Origin of the sequence: Flavobacterium sp. ABG (assembly GCF_001027725.1) — a bacterium.
Classification (GTDB): Bacteria; Bacteroidota; Bacteroidia; order Flavobacteriales; family Flavobacteriaceae; genus Flavobacterium; species Flavobacterium cupriresistens.
The window spans coordinates 142,068-164,715 of the sequence record NZ_LEKS01000007.1 but is presented as its reverse complement, the minus strand read 5'-3'; the positions used below and the strand labels follow the sequence as shown (position 1 = coordinate 164,715).

General features: G+C 34.8%; 22 protein-coding genes. 3 read left to right on the top strand and 19 right to left on the bottom strand.

Translation table 11 applies throughout. From position 1 onward, the window contains the following. Nucleotides 1-58: 58 nt before the first annotated feature. The 6 genes from AB674_RS09685 to AB674_RS09660 form a co-directional block, all read right to left on the bottom strand. Nucleotides 59-2,050 (bottom strand): DUF349 domain-containing protein, encoded by a 1,992-nt coding sequence (locus AB674_RS09685; RefSeq protein ID WP_047776079.1) that lies wholly within the window; start codon nt 2,048-2,050, stop codon nt 59-61. Nucleotides 2,051-2,329: 279 nt separating this feature from the next. Continuing rightward, a complete protein-coding gene (locus AB674_RS09680; RefSeq protein WP_047776077.1) occupies nt 2,330-3,070 on the bottom strand; it encodes a hypothetical protein in 741 nt (246 codons plus the stop codon). Between the two features lie 66 nt (nt 3,071-3,136). After that, nucleotides 3,137-3,886 (bottom strand): shikimate dehydrogenase family protein, encoded by a 750-nt coding sequence (locus tag AB674_RS09675; protein WP_047776075.1) that lies wholly within the window; start codon nt 3,884-3,886, stop codon nt 3,137-3,139. Beyond that, nucleotides 3,886-5,283, bottom strand: a complete 1,398-nt coding sequence (locus AB674_RS09670) for a tetratricopeptide repeat protein (protein ID WP_047776073.1) — start codon at nt 5,281-5,283, stop codon at nt 3,886-3,888. Before AB674_RS09670 ends, AB674_RS09675 begins: the two co-directional genes overlap by 1 nt. Nucleotides 5,284-5,489: 206 nt before the next feature. Continuing rightward, nucleotides 5,490-6,686 carry an aspartate aminotransferase family protein gene (locus tag AB674_RS09665; protein ID WP_047776072.1) on the bottom strand — a complete coding sequence of 399 codons (1,197 nt, stop codon included), beginning with the start codon at nt 6,684-6,686 and terminating at the stop codon, nt 5,490-5,492. Between the two features lie 142 nt (nt 6,687-6,828). Next, on the bottom strand, nt 6,829-8,496 hold the full coding sequence (locus tag AB674_RS09660; RefSeq protein WP_240478077.1) for an OstA-like protein: 1,668 nt from the start codon (nt 8,494-8,496) through the stop codon (nt 6,829-6,831). A 285-nt stretch (nt 8,497-8,781) separates the two neighbouring features. Between AB674_RS09660 and AB674_RS09655 the strand changes: the two genes are divergently transcribed. Next, nucleotides 8,782-10,650, top strand: coding sequence for an alpha-amylase family glycosyl hydrolase (locus AB674_RS09655; RefSeq protein ID WP_047776068.1), 1,869 nt, complete (start codon nt 8,782-8,784; stop codon nt 10,648-10,650). Between the two features lie 445 nt (nt 10,651-11,095). On the opposite strand, the gene AB674_RS09650 is transcribed toward AB674_RS09655, so the two are convergent. The 7 genes from AB674_RS09650 to rsfS form a co-directional block, all read right to left on the bottom strand. Next, on the bottom strand, nt 11,096-11,875 hold the full coding sequence (locus AB674_RS09650) for a superoxide dismutase (protein WP_047776067.1): 780 nt from the start codon (nt 11,873-11,875) through the stop codon (nt 11,096-11,098). Nucleotides 11,876-11,883: 8 nt separating this feature from the next. Beyond that, a complete protein-coding gene (locus AB674_RS09645) occupies nt 11,884-12,153 on the bottom strand; it encodes an acyl-CoA-binding protein (protein WP_047776065.1) in 270 nt (89 codons plus the stop codon). Further along, nucleotides 12,154-12,807 (bottom strand): phosphatidylserine decarboxylase family protein, encoded by a 654-nt coding sequence (locus AB674_RS09640; protein WP_047776063.1) that lies wholly within the window; start codon nt 12,805-12,807, stop codon nt 12,154-12,156. It abuts the gene before it with no gap. Then, the gene (locus AB674_RS09635) at nt 12,797-13,687 is read right to left on the bottom strand and encodes a phosphatidate cytidylyltransferase (RefSeq protein WP_047776060.1); all 891 of its coding nucleotides are present in this window, start codon (nt 13,685-13,687) and stop codon (nt 12,797-12,799) included. The genes AB674_RS09640 and AB674_RS09635 overlap by 11 nt, the downstream gene beginning before the upstream one ends. Nucleotide 13,688: 1 nt before the next feature. Continuing rightward, nucleotides 13,689-14,297, bottom strand: coding sequence for a lactate utilization protein B/C (locus AB674_RS09630; protein WP_047776058.1), 609 nt, complete (start codon nt 14,295-14,297; stop codon nt 13,689-13,691). Nucleotides 14,298-14,410: 113 nt separating this feature from the next. Continuing rightward, nucleotides 14,411-16,336 carry an ATP-dependent zinc metalloprotease FtsH gene (ftsH, locus tag AB674_RS09625; RefSeq protein ID WP_047776055.1) on the bottom strand — a complete coding sequence of 642 codons (1,926 nt, stop codon included), beginning with the start codon at nt 16,334-16,336 and terminating at the stop codon, nt 14,411-14,413. A gap of 15 nt (nt 16,337-16,351) precedes the next feature. Beyond that, nucleotides 16,352-16,723, bottom strand: coding sequence for a ribosome silencing factor (gene rsfS / locus AB674_RS09620; RefSeq protein WP_047776053.1), 372 nt, complete (start codon nt 16,721-16,723; stop codon nt 16,352-16,354). 94 nt (nt 16,724-16,817) lie between these two features. Here rsfS and AB674_RS09615 point away from each other — a divergent pair, with 94 nt between their 5' ends. Next, nucleotides 16,818-17,546 carry a biotin--[acetyl-CoA-carboxylase] ligase gene (locus AB674_RS09615; RefSeq protein WP_047776051.1) on the top strand — a complete coding sequence of 243 codons (729 nt, stop codon included), beginning with the start codon at nt 16,818-16,820 and terminating at the stop codon, nt 17,544-17,546. Between the two features lie 183 nt (nt 17,547-17,729). Here the strand turns inward: AB674_RS09615 and AB674_RS09610 are convergent, their stop codons facing one another. From AB674_RS09610 to pyrE, 3 genes are all read right to left on the bottom strand, one after another. Then, the gene (locus AB674_RS09610; RefSeq protein ID WP_047776049.1) at nt 17,730-18,395 is read right to left on the bottom strand and encodes a hypothetical protein; all 666 of its coding nucleotides are present in this window, start codon (nt 18,393-18,395) and stop codon (nt 17,730-17,732) included. A gap of 406 nt (nt 18,396-18,801) precedes the next feature. Beyond that, entirely contained in the window at nt 18,802-19,194 is a 393-nt protein-coding gene (locus tag AB674_RS09605; RefSeq protein ID WP_047776047.1) for a hypothetical protein, read from the bottom strand. Nucleotides 19,195-19,352: 158 nt separating this feature from the next. Beyond that, complete coding sequence (pyrE, locus tag AB674_RS09600) at nt 19,353-19,997, bottom strand: orotate phosphoribosyltransferase (protein WP_047776045.1); 645 nt, start codon at nt 19,995-19,997, stop codon at nt 19,353-19,355. A 7-nt stretch (nt 19,998-20,004) separates the two neighbouring features. Here pyrE and AB674_RS09595 point away from each other — a divergent pair, with 7 nt between their 5' ends. Next, complete coding sequence (locus AB674_RS09595) at nt 20,005-20,607, top strand: NUDIX hydrolase (RefSeq protein WP_047776043.1); 603 nt, start codon at nt 20,005-20,007, stop codon at nt 20,605-20,607. 279 nt (nt 20,608-20,886) lie between these two features. On the opposite strand, the gene AB674_RS09590 is transcribed toward AB674_RS09595, so the two are convergent. The 3 genes from AB674_RS09590 to AB674_RS09580 all read right to left on the bottom strand — a co-directional run bounded on the left by AB674_RS09590 (nt 20,887) and on the right by AB674_RS09580 (nt 22,552). Next, nucleotides 20,887-21,231, bottom strand: a complete 345-nt coding sequence (locus AB674_RS09590) for a cyclic-phosphate processing receiver domain-containing protein (RefSeq protein ID WP_047776042.1) — start codon at nt 21,229-21,231, stop codon at nt 20,887-20,889. Beyond that, a complete protein-coding gene (locus tag AB674_RS09585) occupies nt 21,231-21,566 on the bottom strand; it encodes a hypothetical protein (RefSeq protein WP_047776039.1) in 336 nt (111 codons plus the stop codon). The genes AB674_RS09590 and AB674_RS09585 overlap by 1 nt, the downstream gene beginning before the upstream one ends. Before the next feature lie 125 nt (nt 21,567-21,691). Further along, nucleotides 21,692-22,552, bottom strand: a complete 861-nt coding sequence (locus tag AB674_RS09580) for a hypothetical protein (RefSeq protein WP_240478076.1) — start codon at nt 22,550-22,552, stop codon at nt 21,692-21,694. Between the last annotated feature and the right edge of the window lie 96 nt (nt 22,553-22,648).

The window sequence follows — 22,648 nt, the reverse complement described above, 5'->3', positions numbered from 1 at the left end:
TAAAAAAAAGGTGCAATGAGAATTTCATTACACCTTTTATATTTTTAAATCAAAAGTCTTATTCCTGACCTAGATTACGTAATTGTTTTAGTTTGTCTTTCCAAACATCAAGGCTTTCTTTGTGAACAGCAATGTTTTTACGAACTTCAAGAACAATTGAATTCTCTTTCTTAGCATTTTTTGTATTGGTAAAAAACTGAATGTTGTTCTCTAATTGGAAAATTTCATTTTGAACCTCTTCAATTTTACGCATTAAGAAGATTTTTTCGTTATCCAGTTTTCTGGTGTCGTTACTTTCCGATAAAGAATCTATACGGTTAGAGAAACGCATCATTTCGGTTTCTTTTTTACTCAAACTTAATTTTTCAAAAAGAGCATCCAGGATTTTATTGAATTTCCCTTCAATATGACGTCTTGAGAAAGGGACTTTACCAAAACCTTTCCAAGTTTCAATATGTAATTTTATAGCGTCTAAATCTGTTTTATGGTCTCCGGTAAGCTGGTAAGCTCTTAAGATATCCAAGTACGCTTTTTTGTTGTCAAAAGCAGCTACTTCATCACCGTTTTCCTCTGATTTGTGCTCTTTTAATTTGTCAAAATAATGATTACAAGCGTCTTTGAAATCTTTCCAGATTTTATCAGAATATTTTTTAGGAACATGACCAATTTGTTTCCACTCTTCCTGAATTTGTTTCATGATTGGAGTAGTGGCGCCAAAATCAGTACTTTCTTGTAATTCTTTGGCTTTGGCAACAAGAGCCATTTTTTTATTTAAGTTGTCGTTTTGATCTTTTTTAATGTCCTTATAAAAAGAATTTTTAAAAGAGTTGAAATTTCTAACGGCAGTTTTAAAAGAAGCCCAAGTTTCTTCGTTTACCTCAGACGGCACTTTTCCAGCTGCAAAGAACTCATTTCTTAACGCTTCTACTTTTTGAATTTGTAGCAACCATTGCGAATGTGAGTTTACTTTTTCAGTTCCCAGAACTTCTAATTTACCAATAATCTCTTTTTTAATTTCAAGATTTTGTTGCTCATTAGCTCTTTGACTTTCAAATAAAACCTCTCTTTTATCGTGGATTTTTTTAGTCAGTTCACTGAATTTATTCCAGATAGTGTCGCGGTGTTCTTTAGAAACAGGTCCGATATCTTCTTTCCAGATTCGGTGTAGGTCCTGTAATTCTCTGAAAGATTTACTGATATCCGTTTCGTTTACCAATTCTTCAACACGAGCTATAATTTTTTGCTTTTGTTCTAAGTTGTATTTAAAATCTAAATCTCTGGCTTCACGATCTAAATGCAGATAATCATAGAAATTTTCTACATGAAAGTGATAGTTGTTCCAAACGTGATTGTATTTGTCTTTTGGAATTGGTCCTGCATTTTTCCATCTCTCTCTTAAATCATTAAAATGTTTAAGCGTGTCTTTGATGTTTTCCTGCGGGTTTATAAGTTCTTTTAGCTCCTCAACGATTGCAAGTCGATTGTCTAAATTAGATTTTAAGTTGGTTTGTAAATGTTTAAAATGAGCATTTCTCTTTTCTCTGAAAATAGAATAATATTCATCAAACTTAGATTTTAATGGAGAATGGTATTCAAATTCTTCATTAGGATCTTGTTTAGAAGCGTTGAATTCTTCTTTTTTCTCCTCTATAAGATGATTGTATTGTAATAAGAATGATTTCTTGATTTCTTCGATATGCTCTTTTACAGACATTACTTTGTCTGTATTTACAAGTTTTTTCAGTTCGTCAACAAGAGTATCTAGCGTAAAAGTATCATAATCCTGCATAGGGATTTCATGACGTTCTTTTAACGTTTCATCTTCACTTTCCTCAGCGTTCGAATTGGTGATCGCATCTAATGCCTCTTGATGATCTGCTTCCGGAGTTTCAGCCACAGTTTCTAATTCAATTTCAGTAGTTGAAACTAAATTTTCGGCTGCAGTTTCAGAATCAGATTCTTCAATCACATTGTCTTGTATAGAATCGCTAATCTCGATTTCTAGTTTTCCGTCTGCATCTTGCAGGTTATCATTCTTTTCTTCTAACATTTTAAATGTATAAGGTTTATTGGTTTAAGTAGAGCGAAAGATAGTAAAGGTGTTTCTAAATACAAAATAAATCGTTTGTTTATGCACTATTTTTCGATGAAATCCTTATTTATTGTTCTGTTTTAGGGATGTGATATTCTTTTTTTTGTTTCGTTTTCTGAAATAAATTCAAAATTAGACCCTATACCATTTTTAGAAAAATGCTATTAATTGATTATTTCGTTTTCTATTGAGGATTTTATTTTAAGAAATCTAAAATTTTGTAGTCAAAGATCTTTGTCAGAATAAGATTAGAAGACCAACCTCCAAACCATAGTTGTATGTTTTGTTTCCTCCAAAAGCCACACTCGGATGGATGTAGGCGAGGTTAGTAGGGGTAATTTTTCGGCCAAATTCTAAAAAAGCATTATTTTGAAAGCCTTCTAAAATACTATTGTACCGAAAAGCAACATCGGCAGCAATCCAGTTTTTGCCAAAAAAATGGAATAGTACATTTTCATAAGCAATGACGCTAATGTCACTTCGTTCACTGGAACCGGCAAAACTCGCCTGATATTCTAAGGATGTGATCCAAAGAAATTTTTTGCCGCTCATATATTTACCATAAAAAACGGCCGGCATGACAACCCATTTACCCGATCCGAAGCTGGGATCTGCGGCAGAATTGGCATATACTCTTGCTCTAAGGGCAATACCGTTTTGTCTCTCCATAAAAGGAATATAACTAACTCCCATACCAACATCTCCAATCCCGCTTTTATTTATTGAATTGGTATTGGCTGATATTAAAGGAAGGTCAAACCGTAAATTCCAAGCTTTGTCTCCAATCGGAACTAAAGCACGTACTTGTGTAGTATTAAAAGAACCATTGTCGGTATCTAAATACTCATTAAAAAGTAATATGGTTTTAAGAAAATAATGATAACGGGGTTCCGAAAAAGGGCTTTTGGACTCAACTGTTCCTTGAGCATTTGTAGCCGTGGCAATTAAAAAAAATAGAATAAGTAATGATTTATTCATAACTACCTGTTAACGAGTAGTCTAATGTACGAAAATTGCTTTAACATTTTATGGACGGCCGGTTTTTTATTTATTCCAGATTTTCCAGGCTTTTTCGGCTTGAAAAATAAGCATGTCATAACCATTTTTTATAACAGCACCTCGTTCTTTTGCATTTTTTAGAAATTGAGTTTCTTCCGGATTGTAAATTAAATCATAAGCGATATGCTTATTGGTGAAATACTCATACGGCAGGTCAGGGCAGGCTTCAATATTAGGGCTTGTGCCTACCGGAGTACAATTGATTATAATTTGATAATTGTCAAAAGTAGTAGCGTTGATTAAATCGTAATCAATGATGTTGTCTTTGGCTTCTCTCGAAACAAAAGTATAAAGAATATCAAGCTCATCAAGAGCAAAAGCAACCCCTTTTGAGGCACCACCGGTACCTAAAATGAGTGCTTTTTTGTGATGGGGTTCTAATAGTGGTTTTAATGATTTTTTAAAACCATAGTAGTCCGTATTGTATCCTTTTAATTTGCCGCTTTTGGTAAATTTTATGGTATTAACAGCGCCTATTAAAGCCGCTTTTTTTGAAAGTTTATCTAAAAAGGGAATGACTTGCTCTTTGTACGGAATCGTAACATTTAATCCTTTTAAATCCGGATTGTTTTTAACTAATCCGGTGAAGTGATTGATTTCTGAAATGTCAAAATTTTCGTAGCTGTTGCCGGTAAAAACTTCATTGCTAAATTTTTCAGTAAAATATCCTTTCGAAAAAGAGTAGCTAATGTTACGGCCCAGTAAGCCAAAACGTCTTTTTAAAGTGTCAATCATTATTGCTTTCTGTGTTTTTCAATATAATTTTTAACCATTTTTTTGGTCCAGACTACCGGAAACAAATCTTCGATTAAGATGTAATTGTCAAAGTTTAAACGTAATCCGTTGCTTAAATGAAATTTAGCTTTTGTATTGTCCTGAATCATAAAATACAATCCCGCAAGACGATATTCAACTTCATTTTCTTCAGGGAAGTATTCCGATGCCTGTAATAAGGTTTGAATGGCGCTTTCAAATTCACCTAAAAACTGAAGAATATCAACCCAGAATAACCAGGTTTCTAAGGCGTAATCACCAAATTCTACTGCTTTTCTATACCCAAACTCAGCCTCTTCAAAGAAGTTCATTTGTTTGTTTATCGTTGCATAACGTTTCCAGTACAAACGATTTTGATTGTCGATAGCCAATGCTTTATTGACAAAGAATAAGGCTTTCTGGAAGTTTTTTTGACGAACATAAAAATCAGTAATCGCAATCCATCCTTTGTCTAAAAGCGGATCTTCATGTACGGTCTGATTGTAATATTGTAATGCTTTGGCTGAATTGCCCAGTTTTTCATGACATTTTCCGATACGCAACAAAGCATACGAGGTAGCATCGTCTAATTCGATGGTACGGTTGTAGCTTTCGATGGCTTTGCTGTAGTCTTTCAGGCGTTCGTAAGCTTTTGCTTTTTCCATAAAGGCACCTAAGAACTCATCATCTATGATGGTTGCATAATCAAAGGCACGAATGGCATTTTCATATTCTTTAACACCATAGTGCAAGCGACCCAACTGATGCCAGGCAATCTCACTGTACGGGTTTTTGTTGATATAATCGTTCAGATATACAATGGCATCCTGATTTTGATCTAAAAATTCAAAACAATACACCACATTGTATAAAGCAGACTGATCTTCCAAATCTTCTTCAAGACATTTGATAAAACTGTCTTTTGCCATCTCAAGGTTATCCATAAACAGATATTCCATTCCGATTAAGTTGTACACGTCAGCGTAATCGTCTGTATATTGCAGTGCAATTTTAAGCAATTCTACCGCTTTTTCGTGTTGGTCTCTCTTAGAACAAATATTGGCTTTCTGGATGTAAATTTCCTCGTTGTTAGGTTCAATTGCATACAACTCATTCAAAAGCTTTTCAGCGATGTCGAGTTTGTCGTCGTAAACCAGCATTTCTACTTGTACTAGTTTTAAGCCCGTAGATTTTGGGTGCTGATCTAATGCGAGTTTTAAGGCTTTTTTTGCTAAATTAGCCTTACCTATGTCTAAATAATGAAGAATAATTTCTTCAAATTCTTCAGAATCAAAAAAGAGTACTTTGTTAGTTTTTAACATCGACTCAAATTTGGATAGGGATAGGTTATAATCTTCTTCTTCGTTGCTTAATTGCATACTTTGTTTATTTGAAATTAGCCTGTTATAAAATTAGGCAACCATATTTTGTTGTGAGGAAAGGGGATTAATTGTTTTGAACAATTTAATTAACAATATGGACAGAATTCGTGTTCTGTTTTTTTAGGTGGTATTCTTTTTTCTTGTAAAAGAATACAGCATTATTATTCTAAAATTTAATACTAATCCGGCGTATTTACCCCTGATTAATTTTCTTGTTCCTTTTTCATTATTTCATCCATAACATTCAAGATAATGGCACAACCCTCTTTTATTTCCTCTTCAGAAATCGTTAATGGTGGTGTTATTCGTATCGCGCATCCTTCAAACAGCAACCAGAATAAAATGAGCCCTTTGTCCTGACAATTCAAAATAACTTCGTTGGTTATTTCCGCAGTTTCAGTCATGGCGGCAAGCATCAATCCTTTTCCTCTAACTTCCTTTATCAAAGGATGTACCAAAAGCGATCTGAAGAGTTTTTCTTTTTCTAACGCCTCTTGCATGAGGTTTGTTTCAGTTAATTCCTGCAAAGTTGCCAGACAGGCTGACGCAATGACAGGATGGCCTCCAAAGGTGGTGATGTGTCCTAATTTCGGATTTTCCGTTAAAAGATCCATTTTTTCTGCCGATGCCGTGAAAGCACCTACAGGCATTCCGCCACCCATTCCTTTACCCATAACCACAATATCCGGAACGACATCGTAGTTTTGAAAACCAAACAGTTTTCCGGTTCTTCCAAATCCGGGTTGGATTTCATCCACAATCATCATGGCTCCAACTTCATCACAGCGCTTGCGTACTTTTTGAAGGAAATTATCATGGGGTTGGATGAATCCTGCACCTCCTTGAATAGTTTCTAAAAGAATAGCAGCCGTTCGCGTGGTTATTTTTTGTAAATCTTCTTCGTTATTGAATGTTATAAAATCAACATCAGGCAACAGCGGACGAAAAGCTTGTTTGCGTTCCTCAAAACCCATAACACTCATCGAACCCATCGTGTTACCATGATACGCATTATGACACGATATAAGCTGACTGCGACCTGTTGTTCTTTTAGCCAATTTAAGCGCTCCTTCAATCGCTTCTGTGCCTGAATTGACCAAATAAGTTTTGTTCAGGGATTCGGGAAGGAGTGAAGCTAATAATTTGCAATATTCTACCGCCGGGCTTTGCGAATATTCACCATAAACCATCACATGCGAATATTTGTCTAACTGGTCTTTTATAGCCTGATTGACTCTCGGATGCTGATGACCAAGCGTGCAGGCAGAAACTCCGGCCACAAAGTCTAAATATTTTTTATTGTTGGTATCGTATATGTAGGAACCAATGGCATGCGAAACCTCCATTCCTAAAGGATAAGGGGATGTTTGTGCCTGGTATTTTATAAAATCGGGATTCATTTCTTTTTTAGGTGCTAAGGTGCTGAGATTCTGAGTTGCTGAGATTTTGGGTTTTTTGTTTCAGGTTTCAAGTTTCAGGTTTCAAGTTTCAGGTTTCAGGTTGCTGGAAACTGCGACTGCGACTGAAAACCGCGACTGAAAACTATTTTTCAGCTTTTACCTTCTCCTTACTCTTTTGTTTAACAGTTGGCTTCTTTTTATCGTAATCTAATGTCTCTTTCATGATTTTCATGGGAACATTTTCTTTTGCATCATCTTGTTTTCCTTCTTTGACTAATTTATCGTTGAGTTCATTCTCTTCGGGGGTAAAAATATCGTCTTTAGATTTTATTCGTTCATCGCCTCGCCAGACTAGACCTCGCAGTTTTCGGGCATTTTCGGGCAGATCAGCTTCGGGGTAGATATCGCCATCTACTTTGTTGAAAAAAGTGATGGTTTCAAGCGCATTGTTTTCCAAAATCATATTGATTTTACTACTCACGTTTTTGTTGATACCAATAAGTTCATGGGCATCATTCCGCATATAATAAATTACTTCCGTGTTTTTTACGACATCGACATCATGTAGTTTTCCATCCCGGAATTTACCAAATAAATTGATACCCTTAACCTGATTATAACCCGTTCCGAGGGTATCCCGCGAGACCATAAAGGTATTGTTGAGTACTTTTAAAGAATCGATTTTTCGAGTTGTATTATTTCCGATAAGGTGCATGATATCTCCTGTAATCTGGCTTTCACCATTCCAAAGAATCGGATTTCCGATTAGTTTTGTTAACGCACTTTTAGAGTTGGAATGAATCGAATCGCATTTTCCGCTCATATCGGTTTTGTAAAAACGTGCATTGTTATAAGCCCTAAGGATTCGTTCGCCTTCTTTACCGGTAACCATCAGTTTTTTTCCGTGAATATAAACGGAATCATTGTCTACAAAGTTAACCGCAACGGCTCTTTTAGTAACAAACATCGAATCTTTAAGTTTAAAGACTTCTGCATAATGTCCTTTTACGATTCCGCGATTGATAGAATCCGTAATTTTTACATTCCGCGTTGCCGAAGCAAATTCAGTATTCCGATTATAAAATAAACTATCGCCCTCTATGCGCCGATCATCATATTTTATATAGGATTTTCGCAGTAAATGCGCCAGATTTTTCTTGGTGTCATAAAAACCATTTTCTGTATAGATATAATTGGTTTTACTGGTAATTGTTGACGGACCAAATAAATAACTGTGTCCTGAATTACTGTAATAATCCAGGTGATTTGATTTGATTACATATTTCGGGTTGGTAAGCGTAACGGCCGTTAAAAACTTAAACTTTTTCTCCGTCACATAATACCTGCCTGATTTACTAACCAAAGTATTGTCTTTGTTGATGATAGTTCCTTTTGTGTTATAAAAAACTTCCTGTACATTTCGGTCAAAATTGATCGTATCCGTTTGCAAAGTGGCATCCGGTGAAGTCATTACAGCATTTCCGGTTGCAAAAGCTTTTTTCATATTACCATTGTACTCGGCATATTTACTGTTTAGAAATAAGGTGTCACCCTGTACTAATTGTACATTTCCGAAAGCTTTCAGATAGTTTTCTTTTTGAAAAAAGTATGCTTTGTTGCAGGTTAATACTACACCATCATGATTGACCTTTACATTTCCGGTTAACAAAAGAGCGTCTGGCATTAATACCTGATCGACATCAGAAAAATCAGCATTCTCGACAATGATTTTTTTGGGTGTTTGTGCAAAGATGCTTTGAACACTTAAAAGAAGCAAACAATAAGATATGAAAAGGAGTGATTTCTTCAATGGTTTAAATTTTTGTCAAATTTATGAAAAAGGTTACAACCTTTAAGGATATTAGGATTAATTTATAATTCATAAATTTCATTATAGGTTAAGCGAATTTTAAAAGTTTAAATTATGAACAAAAACCGCTACTCTCTCGTTGTAGTTTGTCTTTTTGAATTGGAAACAGTATAAATTGATTTAAGTTTTCTTCGGATTTTAAAAATTAGTTTAAATTTAATAAATGGTTTCTAAATTATCGATTTAATCTCTCGGTTTAGAAAAGAATCAGTTTATAAAATCAATATGATAAGTAAAAGAATTTTTGTTGCAGGAATGGCTGTAACGATACTGTTTTCGGCATGTAAAACAAAAGATTTGAAAATGAACAGAGACAAAGAGGAAGTTGCTGCAGCTAAGAAAATTGTCGTGTATCAGGTTTTTACACGTTTATTCGGAAATAAAAACACCACCAATAAACCATGGGGCACCATTGAAGAAAATGGGGTTGGAAAGTTTGATGATTTTACAGATAAAGCATTGCATGAAATTAAAGATTTAGGGGTGACTTATGTTTGGTATACCGGAGTTCCACATCATGCTTTGGTTCGTGATTATACAGCCTATGGAATTTCAAACGATGATCCGGAAGTGGTAAAAGGAAGAGCAGGTTCTCCTTATGCAGTAAAAGATTATTACAATGTAAACCCTGATTTAGCGGTGAATCCTGCGAATCGTTTACAGGAATTCGAAACTTTGATTGCGCGAACCCATAAAGCGGGTTTGAAAGTCATTATTGATATAGTACCCAATCATATTGCCAGAAAGTATGAAGGAAAAAGCAATCCGGAGGGTGTTCGGGATTTTGGCGCTGATGATAACGTAACGGTTGAATACAGTAAAAACAATAACTTCTATTATATTCCGAATCAACATTTTCAGATTCCTGACGGCGATATTCCGCTTAATGGAGAAAAAAGCCCTCTCGTTGATGGTGTTTTTGATGAAAACCCGGCAAAATGGACGGGTAATGGCTCCCGTAAAATAAAACCGGATCAAAACGATTGGTACGAAACCGTAAAAGTAAATTATGGTATTCGCCCAGATGGTTCAAAGGATTTTCCGGAACTTCCGGCTGGTTTTGATCAAAAAAACTATCAGGAGCATTTTACCTTTTGGCAGGATAAAGACGTGCCGGATTCCTGGAAGAAATTTAAATCGATTGCCTTGTATTGGACGGCTAAAGGGGTTGATGGTTTTCGTTATGATATGGCCGAAATGGTTCCGTATGAATTTTGGAGTTATATGAATTCGGCAATCAAAATGAAAAACCCAAAAGCCTTTTTATTGGCTGAAGTTTATAATCCGAATGAATACCGCAATTATATCCGTTTGGGGAAAATGGACTATTTGTATGATAAAGTAGAAACGTATGATAAGCTAAAAGATATTATTCGTGGAAAATCTTCAACAGATGGTTTGTCTGAAATTCAAACCAGAATGACGGATATCGAACATCATATGTTGCATTTTTTAGACAATCATGATGAACAGCGCTTGGCAAGTCCTGAATTTGCAGGAACTCCGGAAAGAGGTAAATCATTGATGGTTGTTTCTACTACAATCAGCACATCGCCAACCATGGTGTATTTTGGACAGGAAGTAGGAGAGGCCGGAAATGAAAACGCCGGTTTCGGCACCCGTTCGCGAACTTCAATTTTTGATTATATCGGCGTTCCAAATCATCAGCGTTGGATGAATGAGGGAAAATTTGACGGCGGGCAACTTTCAGAGTCGGAGAAGAATCTTCGTGATTTTTATAAACGTTTATTAAATTTTTCGATTAACAGTCCGGCTTTGATGGGAAGTTTTCAGGAAATTCATTCTGTAAATCATCAGAATACAGGTTATACCGATTTGATTTATTCCTATGTACGTTGGTCCGAAAACCAGAAGTTGATTGTTGTGGCTAATTTTTCTTCGGAAAAGACAAGCGAATTCGAATTAAAAGTTCCTTCTGATGTTATTTCTAAATGGAAATTAAAGGAGGGTTCTTACGTGCTTTTGGATCAGTTGTATTTGCAGAATAAAATCTATTTTACAGTAAAGAATGGTGAAGGGGTGGCACGAGTTAAAATTGGGCCTTCTGAGTCGTTTATTTATGAAGTGAAGTAGCTTTTTTTAACCGCAAGGGTCGCAAGGGGTTTACGCTAGGTTCGCTATGATTTTTTTCTTAGACTTTATAAAAAAGATATAATATTACTTAGTGCATTTTGCCGTAAAGCTATTGAAGCTTTAAAAAAAAACAGTTTTGGTTTTCGGTTTAGAGTTGAAAATAGATTCATTTACAATTTGATATTTTTTTATCACGCAGATTTGGCAGATTTTTTTTGTTGCCGCGCAAAGTTAAAATAGCTACTGTTGTTTTGTTAGCAGTAAATAAATCAGCCTAATCTGCAAAATCTGCGTGCTAAAAAAAAAATACAAAGCTATAAGTAAAACTTGCGTCCTTTGCGCAAACCTTTTGCGACCCTTGCGGTTAAACTTTCTAGCCTTAAAAGTTATAAGGATAAAAAAAACAGGCTGTCTCTTAATGTAGAAACAACCTGTTTTTTATGTTTTATACTTTTCTGACTTTCTTTAAAGCCTCAATATAATTTTCGTTTACTTTTTCCCAATTTATGTGTTGATAAAAAGCATCAATATAGGTTCCTTTTCGGTTTTGATAATCGAGATAATAAGCATGTTCCCAAAGATCAATTCCCATAATGGGTGTTCCGGGAATCAGAGCATTTTTCATTAGGGGATTGTCCTGATTATCGGTCGTTGTGACCTGTAATTTCCCTAATTTGTCCACTACCAACCAAACCCAGCCCGAACCAAATTGTTTTGTTGCCTGACTTTTAAATTGATGTGTAAGATTATTAAACGAACCAAATTCTTTATTAATTGAACCTGCAAGCGTATCTTTTGGAGTTTGCTCTTTTGGTGTTAGAATATTAAAATAAAGCGTGTGATTGTAATACCCACCAGCATTTTGACGAAGTTTGGCATTGTTGAGATCTAATTTTTTCAGTATATCTTCAATCGTCATATTCTCATATTCGGTAGAAACAATTTCTTTATTTAAAGTATTCGTATACGATAAATAGTGTTTTGAATAATGTGTTTCTAAGGTAAGTGATCGTATGGCAGGGGCTAAACCGTCATAAGGAAAAGAAAGTTTGGTTAAAGCAAAAGAACCTGCTTCAGCTTTTACATCATCGGGTGTTCCGATGAGTATTTTTTCTTCTTTTGTTGGTAAAGGAACTTCTACAACTTCGGTTAGCTTATTGTCCTGACAAGAAAATAATGCTAAGAATGAAGTTAAAATACTGAAACGAACAATGTTTTTCTTCATAATAAAAATTATTTTGCTGTTAGTGAATTAATGATTTCGATATAATTTTCTTTAGCCTCATCTCTTGATAAATGGCTTATTTGCATCCATGCATTTGTTTTGAAAGCGTCTCTTAAATCAAAATTTTCAGATTGATTGTAAACGGCTGTTCCAAAAGTGGCTTGTTTGTAATAGGCATATAGCCTTAGTTGCACATCTTGCGGCAACGCGGCTTGTGTCATTTTTAATGCATTTTCTACAGCCTCAGAGAAACGTGTATCTAAATCTTTTATCGTCATTTAAGCTTTTGTAGCAATAATGGTTTTTCCTCCAATTGCTTTTTGGTTTAATTCCACATTAATTGGAGTACCTAAAGGTAAAAATAAATCTACTCTCGAACCAAATTTAATAAAACCTGCATCAGTTCCCTGAATAACCTGCATTCCTTCTTCGGCATAATTCACAATTCGACGTGCCAAAGCACCTGCAATTTGTCTGTATAATACCTGTCCGAAAGTATCATTTTCGATGACAACGGTTGTTCTTTCGTTTTCTTCACTTGCTTTTGGATGCCATGCAACTAAAAACTTTCCAGGGTGGTATTTACTGAATTTGATAATACCGTTCATTGCGTAGCGCGTAACGTGCACGTTTATTGGTGACATAAAAATAGAAACTTGAAGACGTTTGTCTTTAAAGAATTCACCTTCGTAAACTTCTTCAATTACCACAACTTTTCCATCAACTGGAGCAAGAATGTGATCACTGTTTAAAACGGCGATTCTTTTTGGGTTTCTAAAAAATTGCAGAATAATAATCAAAATTAACAAAGCTGCTATTTGAACAAGCATTCTTAGCCAATTGATATCGATAAATTTTTCAGCAATTAAAAGTACGGCAACAGTAAAAACTGTACCTAATAAGATTGATGGGGCTCCTTCTTTATGAAACATAATATAAAATTTGGTAAAATAAAAATATAAATGGTGCAACAAATATAACACTATCCAGGCGATCTAAGATGCCTCCGTGTCCCGGCATTATCGAACCGCTGTCTTTTACACCGGCGATTCTCTTAAATTTAGACTCGATCAAATCACCGATCGTTCCAAAAACACTTACTATTAAAGCAATAATCGTCCATATTAAAATGGATTTATTACTAAAAGCCGGACTAGGCTGAATGTAAAGTTTTGAAATTAAAAAACCGGCAAAAGCTGCAAATACAACACCTCCCAGGAATCCTTCTATGGTCTTTTTTGGAGAAACACGCTCAAAAAGTTTGTGTTTTCCCATCGATTTTCCAACCAGATAAGCAAAAGTATCATTGGTCCAGATCAGAACGAATAGTCCAATAATAATTTTCGGATTGTAATCGTTGGTTCCAAAAGAAATTTTGACAATAAAAAGAAAGGGTAGTGTAATATATCCCAGTAGGTAGAGATATTTTGAGGAAATGCTTACTTTTTGAACAGAGTCATAAAATAAGAATATAATACATTTAACTGATATCACTACTGTAACGGCAAGAAGTATCAGATTTAATTGTTGAATGTTGGTTTCTAAATCGAGGTTTGTTTGAAACAATTCATCCAGATAAGCAGTTGTCTGTTTGTTGTAATGACTTAAGAGTACAATAACAGCATATAACAAAACTCCGAATAGAATGGCGAAGATTTTATTAAGGCTTACCAAGTTGCAAAACTCGTAAATTGTAATGATCAGGAAAATACCAAAAAGGATAATAAAGCTTTCAGTAGAAAACAAGATCGAACTTAATAGTAAAGCAATATAAACAGCACCGGAAATGGCTCGCTTGAGTGTTTCGTTCATCTTAAAGATCCTCTAAGAGCAATAAATATAGATTTTTGGCAACACTTCCGTATTGTGTAAAATCTTCTTCTTTTGCTTTTTCGAAATATTTTATTGTGGTAATATTAGTTGGATAATCCCTTTCGTATTTATGTTTAATAGCACTTAGACCATCGCTTTTTATAGCCAGGATCTGACTTGTGGTTGCTATTATGACAATGTTAGCAGGTAATTCGTTTGGTTTGTCTTGTCTGATTTGTTTGGATGAAAATAAGATTGAACCTTCATCTGCAATAAGGTTTTCACAAGAGGCAAGTAAAAATTTAGGATTTCTTGGCGAGATATAAAGTAGTTTATTCTCTTCTAACAGGCTAAATAACCCCGGTTCGTAACATAAAACTTCGTTTTCGAACCAGTCGTTTTCTTCGAGGATATTTTCAAACTGTTCGGCAACTTCTTGTTTGTTTTCACAATACAAAAATTTACCGCCATTCTTCTTAAAATTAAAAATGAACCTCTCGTCAATTGACAAATGACTATCAGGACTTGCCGCACTTCCTCCATATTCGCTTTCATGTTCTTCATCAGAAGCGGAGTCACCGGAACCAAATATTTTTTTGAAAAAATTCATTTTATATGAAATACTTTACATGTTAATTGAAAACGTTCAAAGATAAAAAAATCTTAATTCAAAAGGCTATTTTGAATTAAGATTTTAAAAAATATTAAATATTTCTGTATAATTTACGAAACTACTTCTTCAAGATTTTTGTCAAAAGTACGTTTTCCGAAAATTGTTTCTAAGTCATCTTTGAAAATAACTTCTTTTTCAATTAAGATATCAGCAAGCTGATTTAATTTGTCTTTGTTTTCTTCCAGAATTTGAATGGCTCTTTTGTATTGACCTTCAATTAATTCTGAAATTTCAGCATCGATAATCTTTGCTGTCTCGTCAGAATAAGGTTTCGAGAAGTTGTATTCGCTTTGTCCGCTTGAGTCATAATACGTAACATTTCCGATTTTATCATTCAAACCGTAAATCGTTACCATAGCACGAGCTTGGCGCGTTACTTTTTCCAAGTCACTTAATGCTCCGGTTGAAATTCTGTCAAAAGTTACTTTTTCAGCAGCTCTTCCACCCATAGTAGCACACATTTCGTCTAACATTTGATCTGTTCTAACGATTTGTCTTTCTTCCGGAAGGTACCAGGCAGCTCCTAAACTTTGTCCACGTGGCACAATAGTTACTTTAATAAGTGGTGCAGCATGTTCTAACATCCAGCTTACCGTTGCATGACCCGCTTCGTGAATCGCAATTGCTCTTTTCTCTTCTGGAGTAATGATTTTGTTTTTCTTTTCAAGACCTCCGATGATTCTGTCAACAGCATCAAGGAAATCTTGTTTGTCAACTGCAGTTTTGTTGTTACGCGCCGCAATCAAAGCAGCTTCGTTACAAACATTTGCAATATCAGCACCTGAGAAACCAGGAGTTTGTTTGGCTAAGAAATCTAAATCAAGACCTTCTACTTTTTTGATAGGAGCTAAGTGTACTGCAAAGATTTCAGCTCTTTCGCGAATGTCCGGTAAGTCAACAAAAATTTGTCTGTCAAAACGACCAGCACGCATTAAAGCTTTATCAAGAACATCAGCTCTGTTGGTTGCAGCCAAAACGATTACGTTAGAGTTTGTACCAAAACCATCCATTTCTGTTAGTAATTGGTTCAAAGTATTTTCTCTTTCGTCATTTCCGCCTGACATATTGCTTTTACCTCTTGCTCTACCAACTGCATCAATTTCATCGATGAAGATAATAGCAGGAGATTTTTCTTTTGCTTGTTTAAACAAATCACGTACACGTGAAGCACCAACACCAACAAACATTTCTACAAAATCAGAACCTGATAAAGAGAAGAAAGGTACTTGAGCTTCACCCGCAACTGCTTTTGCAAGTAAGGTTTTACCAGTTCCCGGAGGACCTACCAATAAGGCTCCTTTTGGAATTTTACCTCCAAGATTGGTGTATTTTTCAGGGTTTTTCAAGAATTCTACAATTTCTTGTATTTCTTCTTTTGCACCTTCTAAACCGGCAACATCTTTAAATGTTGTTTTGATATCTGTTTTTTCATCAAACAGTTTTGCTTTCGATTTTCCAATGTTGAAAATTTGTCCTCCACCGCCACCGGCACCGCCTGACATTTTACGCATAATGAAAATCCAAACACCAATAATAATGATGATAGGAAGTAAGCTGATCAGGATATCGCTCCAGTTGTTTTTTTGCAAGAAATTAAAATCTTTCAGTTTGCCTTCGCCAACTGCTTTCTCTAATTTCGTTTGAAAAATCTGGTCGTTACCAATTTCTAAAGTATAATGAGGACCTTTGTTAGGTCTTTCAAAAATATCTTTTGCTACTTTTTTATTCGCTGCATCTTTTAGTGCTGCTGTTGTAAGGTATACTTCAGCTTCCGCTTTGTTGTATACGATTACTTTTTCAATTTGTCCTTTTTCTAATAAAGTGTTGAATTTAGAAGAGGTCAATTGAGCGGGTTCGCTTAAGCTAGATCCTCCGGTTGCAAAACTTATAAATAAAAAAACCAGAAGTATTGCAGTATATATTAACCAGGGACTTATTTTAAATTTACTCGGATTTGGATTATTATCTTTAGCCATTAGAAAAAATTTTCTTTAGTATTTGTTTTCGATTGTAGTTATTTTGGCATCACCCCAAAGGCTCTCGATATTATAGTATTCACGGATGTGTCTTTGGAAAACATGTACCACGATATGAACATAGTCCATCAGAACCCATTCTGCGTTATCGGTTCCTTCTACGTGCCAAGGTTTATCTTTTAAATCTTTGGATACTGTTTTCTGAATTGAGTTTACAATGGCGTTAACTTGAGTGTTAGAGCTTCCGTTGCAAATTACAAAATAGTCACAAACAGCCGTGTCTATTTCTCTTAAGTCAAGAATATCGATATCATTCCCTTTTACTTCTTCAATTCCTTTGATTATGTTCGCTAATAGAACGTCATTATTAATAGTCTTTTTCGCCATGAATTATTTTATATGATTTTGTAAAGTTACCAATTTTTGTCATTAATTTTGAACCTTAACAAAATATTAAATTAAGTATAAATAAATTATTTAAATGAAACTAATCAAACTCGATGCCATAGATTCTACAAACGATTTTCTTAAGGCATTGGCGAGCCAGGAAGAGCTTGATAATTTTACAGTGGTAACGGCTGAAAATCAGATAAAAGGCAAGGGGCAAATGGGCTCCAAATGGCAGTCTGAATCCGGTAAAAACTTAATTATGAGTGCCTTGGTTAAGGATTTTTTGTTTGATAATGAACAGGTTTTTAATTTAAGTATAGTAGTTTCATTAGCCGTAATTGAAACTTTAAAATCGTTGGATATTTCTGATTTAAGTATAAAATGGCCAAACGACATTATGTCATACAACAAGAAGATTGGTGGCATACTAATAGAAAATACTCTCAAAAGTGATGGCAGAATCGTGTCAGTTGTTGGATTAGGACTGAATGTTAATCAAACAAATTTCGCCGAATTGCCTAATGCTTCCTCCTTATCGGTGATTTCCGGAAGAACTTTTGATAAGGATGTTTTGCCTTTTTTAATCACAGAAAAAATAGAACAGAAAATTGAGGCATGGAAAACCAATTCTGAAGTTTTCTGGGACGAATACTTTAATTCTTTGTTTAGAAAGGGTGTTCCAATGCCTTTTAAAAATCTCCAGAATCAAAACTTCATGGGAATTATTCAAGGAGTTTCTCCCGTTGGGAAAATACAAATTATGCTTGAGGATGATTCAGTGGAAGAGTTTGAGATTAAGGAGATTCAGATGCTTTATTAGGGAGGCGCTAAGGTTCTGAGGTTCTGAGTTGCTGAGTTTTTGGTTGTGAAAGGTTCAGAGGGACATTGGCTCAGAGGGAAGAACTGAAATTGAAAGATTTTAATTGTTTGATAGAAATAAATCCGCTAAATCTGCGTGCTTAAAAAAAACTCATGACTTTTATACAAGATTTAAAAGAAATATTTAAATCTGTTCAATCTGCGTGCTGACATTCTTTTTTGGTTCGATTTTTCTATTCCAGTAGATAATATAGATTGTTCCTAAGATTGACGGTGTGATCCAGGCTATTAAATTGCCAATTCCTAATCCGGCGACGATATAGGCCGTAATAGATGCGATTAAAGCTCCAATCATCTTTCCGATATGTTTTGAAAGCCAGTTTCTATTGGTTTCCGAAAAATTTTTATAGAAAATAAAATCTTTTACGGTCATGTAAAATCCAAATCCACCAAAAAAAGTAAACAGGATTCCGTTTGCAATGTTATTCAATTGACAATAAACGCCTAACGAAATCATTAGTGCTGAAAAGAACAACATCGTTCCTGAGATTATTTTGTCTAATCTATCTGCTTTTGGTTTGTGTTTAAAAGTCAAAGCTCTGTTTCCCGAAATAACAAGATAGATGGTAAACAATCCAATTAGAAATAAAAATATATTTTGATGCTTTGGCATCCAGCAAATCGGTAACGAGATAAGAGAGCTGGTGATCATGCCAATAGAGAACAGTTTCCCCATTCTTTTATGCAGTTTTCCGCCTTTTCGGACTATAATACTCCCAATTCCGGTAATTAGCCCAAGTCCTCCAAAAAAAGCATGAATGTAAATTAAAATTTTAATAGCTGGTTCCATTTTGATGTGTTTTAGTTTGATGAACCAAACTTCGATCAATAATGCGGAGCGGAATAATTTATAGTTCTGAGTTGTGGTTTTTTGAGGATGAATTGGGTTTTTTAAGGTTCTGAGGTGCTGAGATGCTGAGTTGCTAAGTTTTTAGGGAGAGGGGAGGCTGGTAGGTTTAAAGACTCAAAAGAGCAAAGGTTCAGATGGGAAGAGCTTAAATTGGGGATTTTAATTTTGTTATAGATGTAAATCCGCTAAATCTGTAAAATCTGCGTGCATAAAAAAAAGACTTCATGACGTTGTAATTTTACAAGCAAGACAAAACGAAAATCTGCCAAATCTGCGAGCGAAAACAAGACAATAAAAAAGTCCGATCGTAAAATCGGACTTTTAAATTATGTGGGCTAATTTACAATTAAAGCTTTGTCATATTAGTAGCCAAAGTTTCAATGAATTTGCTAATTGGTCCTTTGATCATCATGGCCATCATTGCATTAAATTCACCTTCGAATTGCAATTGTACAGCACTTTCTGAGTCAGAAATACTATCAATGTTAGAAACCAATGTAAACGGAAGTTTATCACTGGCAGCGCCCAAGACAATCTTGTTTGGAGCTGTTTTTTCTTTCATTTTTAGTTTTATTTCCGGCATCCCTTTTAATCCAAAAATAAAAGCATCTTCGCCAATTACTTCAAATTTAGCAATGTTATCCGGCATTAATTTTTCAAAATTCCTAACATCAGTCAATAAATCAAATAGATCTTGCGCTGATTTCTGAACAGTAACTTTTGGACTTTCTAAGTTCATATTTTATTTTTTATTTAAGCTAAGTTGGTTGTTTAACCGCAAAGTTCGCAAGTTTTGTTCTATTGTAAAACGTTATAAACGCAAAGTTCGCAAAGGTTTTATGTTTAAGTTGTAGAATCAAGACCAAGAATCTAAAATCTGCAATCTAAAATCTACAATTACTCTTGTCTCCAAGTTGACGGACTCACATTCCATTCTTTTAATGCAGCCATATCATCCTCAGAGATGTATTGTTTTTGTACCGCTAAATCCAATAAGTTCTCGTAATTACTTAGTGTGTACAAATCGATATTAGCATTTTTAAAGTTTTCTTCGGCGACATTAAAGCCATAAGTAAAGGCTGCTGCCATTCCTTTAATGATAGCACCTTCATTGCGTAAAGCTTCAACAGCCATAAGACTACTGTTTCCGGTACTGATTAAATCTTCTACGACAACTACACTCTGACCTTTTTGCAGGAAGCCCTCTACTTGATTCTGTCTTCCGTGTTTTTTTGCTTCCGGACGGACATATACGAAAGGTAATCCAAGGCTTTCGGCCACTAAAATACCAATTCCTATTGCCCCGGTTGCAACACCGGCAATGACATCTGGTTTCCCAAATTGTTTTTCTATATTTTTCGCAAACTCATCACGAATGAAATTTCGGATGGCTGGAAATGAAAGAATTAACCTATTATCGCAGTAAATAGGTGACTTCCATCCAGAAGCCCATGTAAAAGGATTTTCTGGATTCAATTTAATTGCATTTATTTGCAAAAGCAATTCGGCTGTTTTTTCGGCTGTATCTTTATTAAAAATCATAGTACAAATGTATAAAGTTTTTGTGAACGACAAACCACTTTTTTTGACAAATGAAATCTCAAGAGAGACCAATTTTCAATTATTTCTGTTAGAGAGCATTGATATTGAACAGCTTATTGTCAAAATTTTTCAGAATAAAATTCAAAAAGCGTATTTGTACCATCCTGATGAAAAGGAGATATTGAAGACGCTGAAGGCTAAAATTCCTGTAAACAAAGCCGGCGGAGGACTAGTTTACAATAAAAAAGGGGAAGTTTTATTTATTTTCAGAAACGGAAAGTGGGATCTACCAAAAGGCGGAATCGAAAAAGGAGAGGAAATAGAGAACACTGCCATGCGCGAAGTCGAAGAAGAGACTGGCGTAGGAAAATTAAGAATCACGAACAAGCTTCAAAAAACCTATCACGTTTTTAAACGTAACGGAAAATACAAACTCAAAATTACGCATTGGTTTGAAATGCATTCCGATTTCGAAGGAACACCACAGGGACAACTTGAAGAAGGTATCGAAAAAGTAGCCTGGTTAAATCCCGAACAAATCAAAGAAGCCTTGAAGAATTCGTACGAAAACATCAAACTGTTATTTGAAGAAGAAATTCAGTTCCAATAACTGCTGGTGTAAATTCCAAATCTTTAAAATTCCAAATTCCAATTTTACGTTGAACTTTTAAATTCAATTGGAATTTGGAATTTTTTTAGGTTGTTTCAAGTTTCAGGTTTCAGGTTTTGTGAAAACTGTAACTGGGACTGAAAACTATTTCTTAGATTTTTAAGTCTTTTTATCGTCGCTAGCGCGAGCGTCCCGCTCGTGAGCGCAAAGAGAATCAAACTACGGTAAAGAAATGGCAACGGGCGCGAGCGGGACGCTCGCGCTAGCTAAAAAAAAGAACTAACTATTTTCGTTTCTCAAATGTCTAATATAATTATCAAGTAAACTCTGAATTTGCTGACTAGCAACAGGATTGGCAGAATGTACATTAAATTTTAGGTTTATTAAATCAAGACCGGATTCATAAACCAGCCATTTTGCGGCAGCATAACCATCTTCTGCAATTATATCATTTTCGTCTAATCCCAAATCATTATCAAAACTGATTAGTTCAGGAAGACCGTTTTCGAGTATGGTTTTTTTGAAGTCATTAAAATTTCTTACGATTACAAAATCATCGTCAGTCAAGTTTTTGTAAACCATTTTTACGGTTCTAATATCGTCAAGAAAAAGCTTATATGTCATTATTTAGGATTTGGTTTTGTTGTAATTATGATTGCGCCTCTGTCTCCTTGAGAGCCGTATATCACTGTAGCGCTTCTTTTGTTTAAAAATGAAATTTGATATAGGTCTTTTTTTTGGAGCGGTAAGAAAACGGTATCTTTTTCTATATCATATTTAATTGGTATGCCGTTAATTATAATAATGGGAGACAAACTAATTTGATTATTTTGTGCTATTTTATGAATGGAATCAGATAAATAATATTTTTTATCATCAGTGTCTTTAAGTACAAAAAATGTCTTTTTTGTACAGCCAAAAATCATAATTATTATGAGTAAAAGTAGAATTTGTTTCATGATTTTTAATTTTGATATACACTATAAAGATTGGGGAGTTTAAGTCTAGCGACCTTAGTGTAATTCCATGTGATCTTTGTGGTGAAATTAAACTTCCAAGCATCTCGTATTTTACAAATCACATCTTACAACACCCGATAAACCGGATACTGCAAATGCGCCTTCTCATAATATGCAGAATGTTTGTAAATCCATTCTAATTGTGCTTCAGGATTTTTAGCAAATGTTGTGTCGTTTTGTTTTTTCGTTTCCAGTTCTGCTTTTAATGTGGGATTCTCTTTCAATAATTTTGCGGCAGTATCTTCAAAAACATATTCAGAATAATGTTCTTTTTGTTGTAAAATAGCGTCAAAGAAATTCCAATTAAAGAACGAATCTACACCTTCCGGTTCAAAAGCTTCCAATAAATATTTGGCGCCTTTTTGATTTGTAGGCACCAGGTAATCGCCTTTCGCGAAAGCAACTTTTACGATTTTAGAAGTTATACTTGTATTTCGATGTATATAATGCCCTTCATAAGCGGATGGAGCCGTTTTGAAATCAGCGATTTTATAACTTTCAACCTCAACAATTGTGTCGTTTTTTAGTTGAGAATAAGTGATTCCGTTGTTTTTCAAAAGATCAATGATGTTCCAATAACCACGCGGAATAATATAAGCGGTTGGAATCACAACTTCTTTAACCGATTTGAATTCTTTGATGTACGGAACGTCTTTTTTGTACGGCTTGCTTCGATCATAGTACAAACGGTCTCCAGTTGTAGCTTCACTTTTTTTGTACCCCGCTTCATAGCCTAAAAAGGAGAATTTAGTGGTTTTGGTACTGTCCATTTCCCACTTCAGAGTATAGGGCTTTTTCGGTAGATATTGTGCTTCGTTTTTTGCTCTAAGCTGTTTGATTTTTGAATAATTCGCCTCCATAAAGTCGATTGTGGATTTCATGTATTCGTAGGTTACTTTTACACGGTCGGCATACTTTTTAAGCATGTGCGTTTCAACTATAAAGCATTTTAACTAGTAATTTTTTTATTTATTCATTAAGTATTGAAATTAGGGCACTTAGGATTAATAATGTGCTAAAAT

Excerpts from the sequence above, each read along its gene's own strand:
- AB674_RS09670 (WP_047776073.1), bottom strand. The coding sequence starts at position 5,283 with ATGCAATTAAGCAACGAAGAAGAAGATTATAACCTATCCCTATCCAAA.
- AB674_RS09685 (WP_047776079.1), bottom strand. The coding sequence starts at position 2,050 with ATGTTAGAAGAAAAGAATGATAACCTGCAAGATGCAGACGGAAAACTA.
- AB674_RS09595 (WP_047776043.1), top strand. The coding sequence starts at position 20,005 with ATGTATAAAGTTTTTGTGAACGACAAACCACTTTTTTTGACAAATGAA.
- rsfS (WP_047776053.1), bottom strand. The coding sequence starts at position 16,723 with ATGGCGAAAAAGACTATTAATAATGACGTTCTATTAGCGAACATAATC.
- AB674_RS09590 (WP_047776042.1), bottom strand. The coding sequence starts at position 21,231 with ATGACATATAAGCTTTTTCTTGACGATATTAGAACCGTAAAAATGGTT.
- AB674_RS09655 (WP_047776068.1), top strand. The coding sequence starts at position 8,782 with ATGATAAGTAAAAGAATTTTTGTTGCAGGAATGGCTGTAACGATACTG.
- AB674_RS09665 (WP_047776072.1), bottom strand. The coding sequence starts at position 6,686 with ATGAATCCCGATTTTATAAAATACCAGGCACAAACATCCCCTTATCCT.
- AB674_RS09675 (WP_047776075.1), bottom strand. The coding sequence starts at position 3,886 with ATGATTGACACTTTAAAAAGACGTTTTGGCTTACTGGGCCGTAACATT.
- AB674_RS09615 (WP_047776051.1), top strand. The coding sequence starts at position 16,818 with ATGAAACTAATCAAACTCGATGCCATAGATTCTACAAACGATTTTCTT.
- AB674_RS09640 (WP_047776063.1), bottom strand. The coding sequence starts at position 12,807 with ATGTTTCATAAAGAAGGAGCCCCATCAATCTTATTAGGTACAGTTTTT.
- ftsH (WP_047776055.1), bottom strand. The coding sequence starts at position 16,336 with ATGGCTAAAGATAATAATCCAAATCCGAGTAAATTTAAAATAAGTCCC.
- AB674_RS09650 (WP_047776067.1), bottom strand. The coding sequence starts at position 11,875 with ATGAAGAAAAACATTGTTCGTTTCAGTATTTTAACTTCATTCTTAGCA.
- AB674_RS09610 (WP_047776049.1), bottom strand. The coding sequence starts at position 18,395 with ATGGAACCAGCTATTAAAATTTTAATTTACATTCATGCTTTTTTTGGA.
- AB674_RS09645 (WP_047776065.1), bottom strand. The coding sequence starts at position 12,153 with ATGACGATAAAAGATTTAGATACACGTTTCTCTGAGGCTGTAGAAAAT.
- AB674_RS09580 (WP_240478076.1), bottom strand. The coding sequence starts at position 22,552 with ATGCTTAAAAAGTATGCCGACCGTGTAAAAGTAACCTACGAATACATG.
- AB674_RS09635 (WP_047776060.1), bottom strand. The coding sequence starts at position 13,687 with ATGAACGAAACACTCAAGCGAGCCATTTCCGGTGCTGTTTATATTGCT.
- AB674_RS09605 (WP_047776047.1), bottom strand. The coding sequence starts at position 19,194 with ATGAACTTAGAAAGTCCAAAAGTTACTGTTCAGAAATCAGCGCAAGAT.
- AB674_RS09585 (WP_047776039.1), bottom strand. The coding sequence starts at position 21,566 with ATGAAACAAATTCTACTTTTACTCATAATAATTATGATTTTTGGCTGT.
- AB674_RS09630 (WP_047776058.1), bottom strand. The coding sequence starts at position 14,297 with ATGAATTTTTTCAAAAAAATATTTGGTTCCGGTGACTCCGCTTCTGAT.
- pyrE (WP_047776045.1), bottom strand. The coding sequence starts at position 19,997 with ATGATTTTTAATAAAGATACAGCCGAAAAAACAGCCGAATTGCTTTTG.
- AB674_RS09680 (WP_047776077.1), bottom strand. The coding sequence starts at position 3,070 with ATGAATAAATCATTACTTATTCTATTTTTTTTAATTGCCACGGCTACA.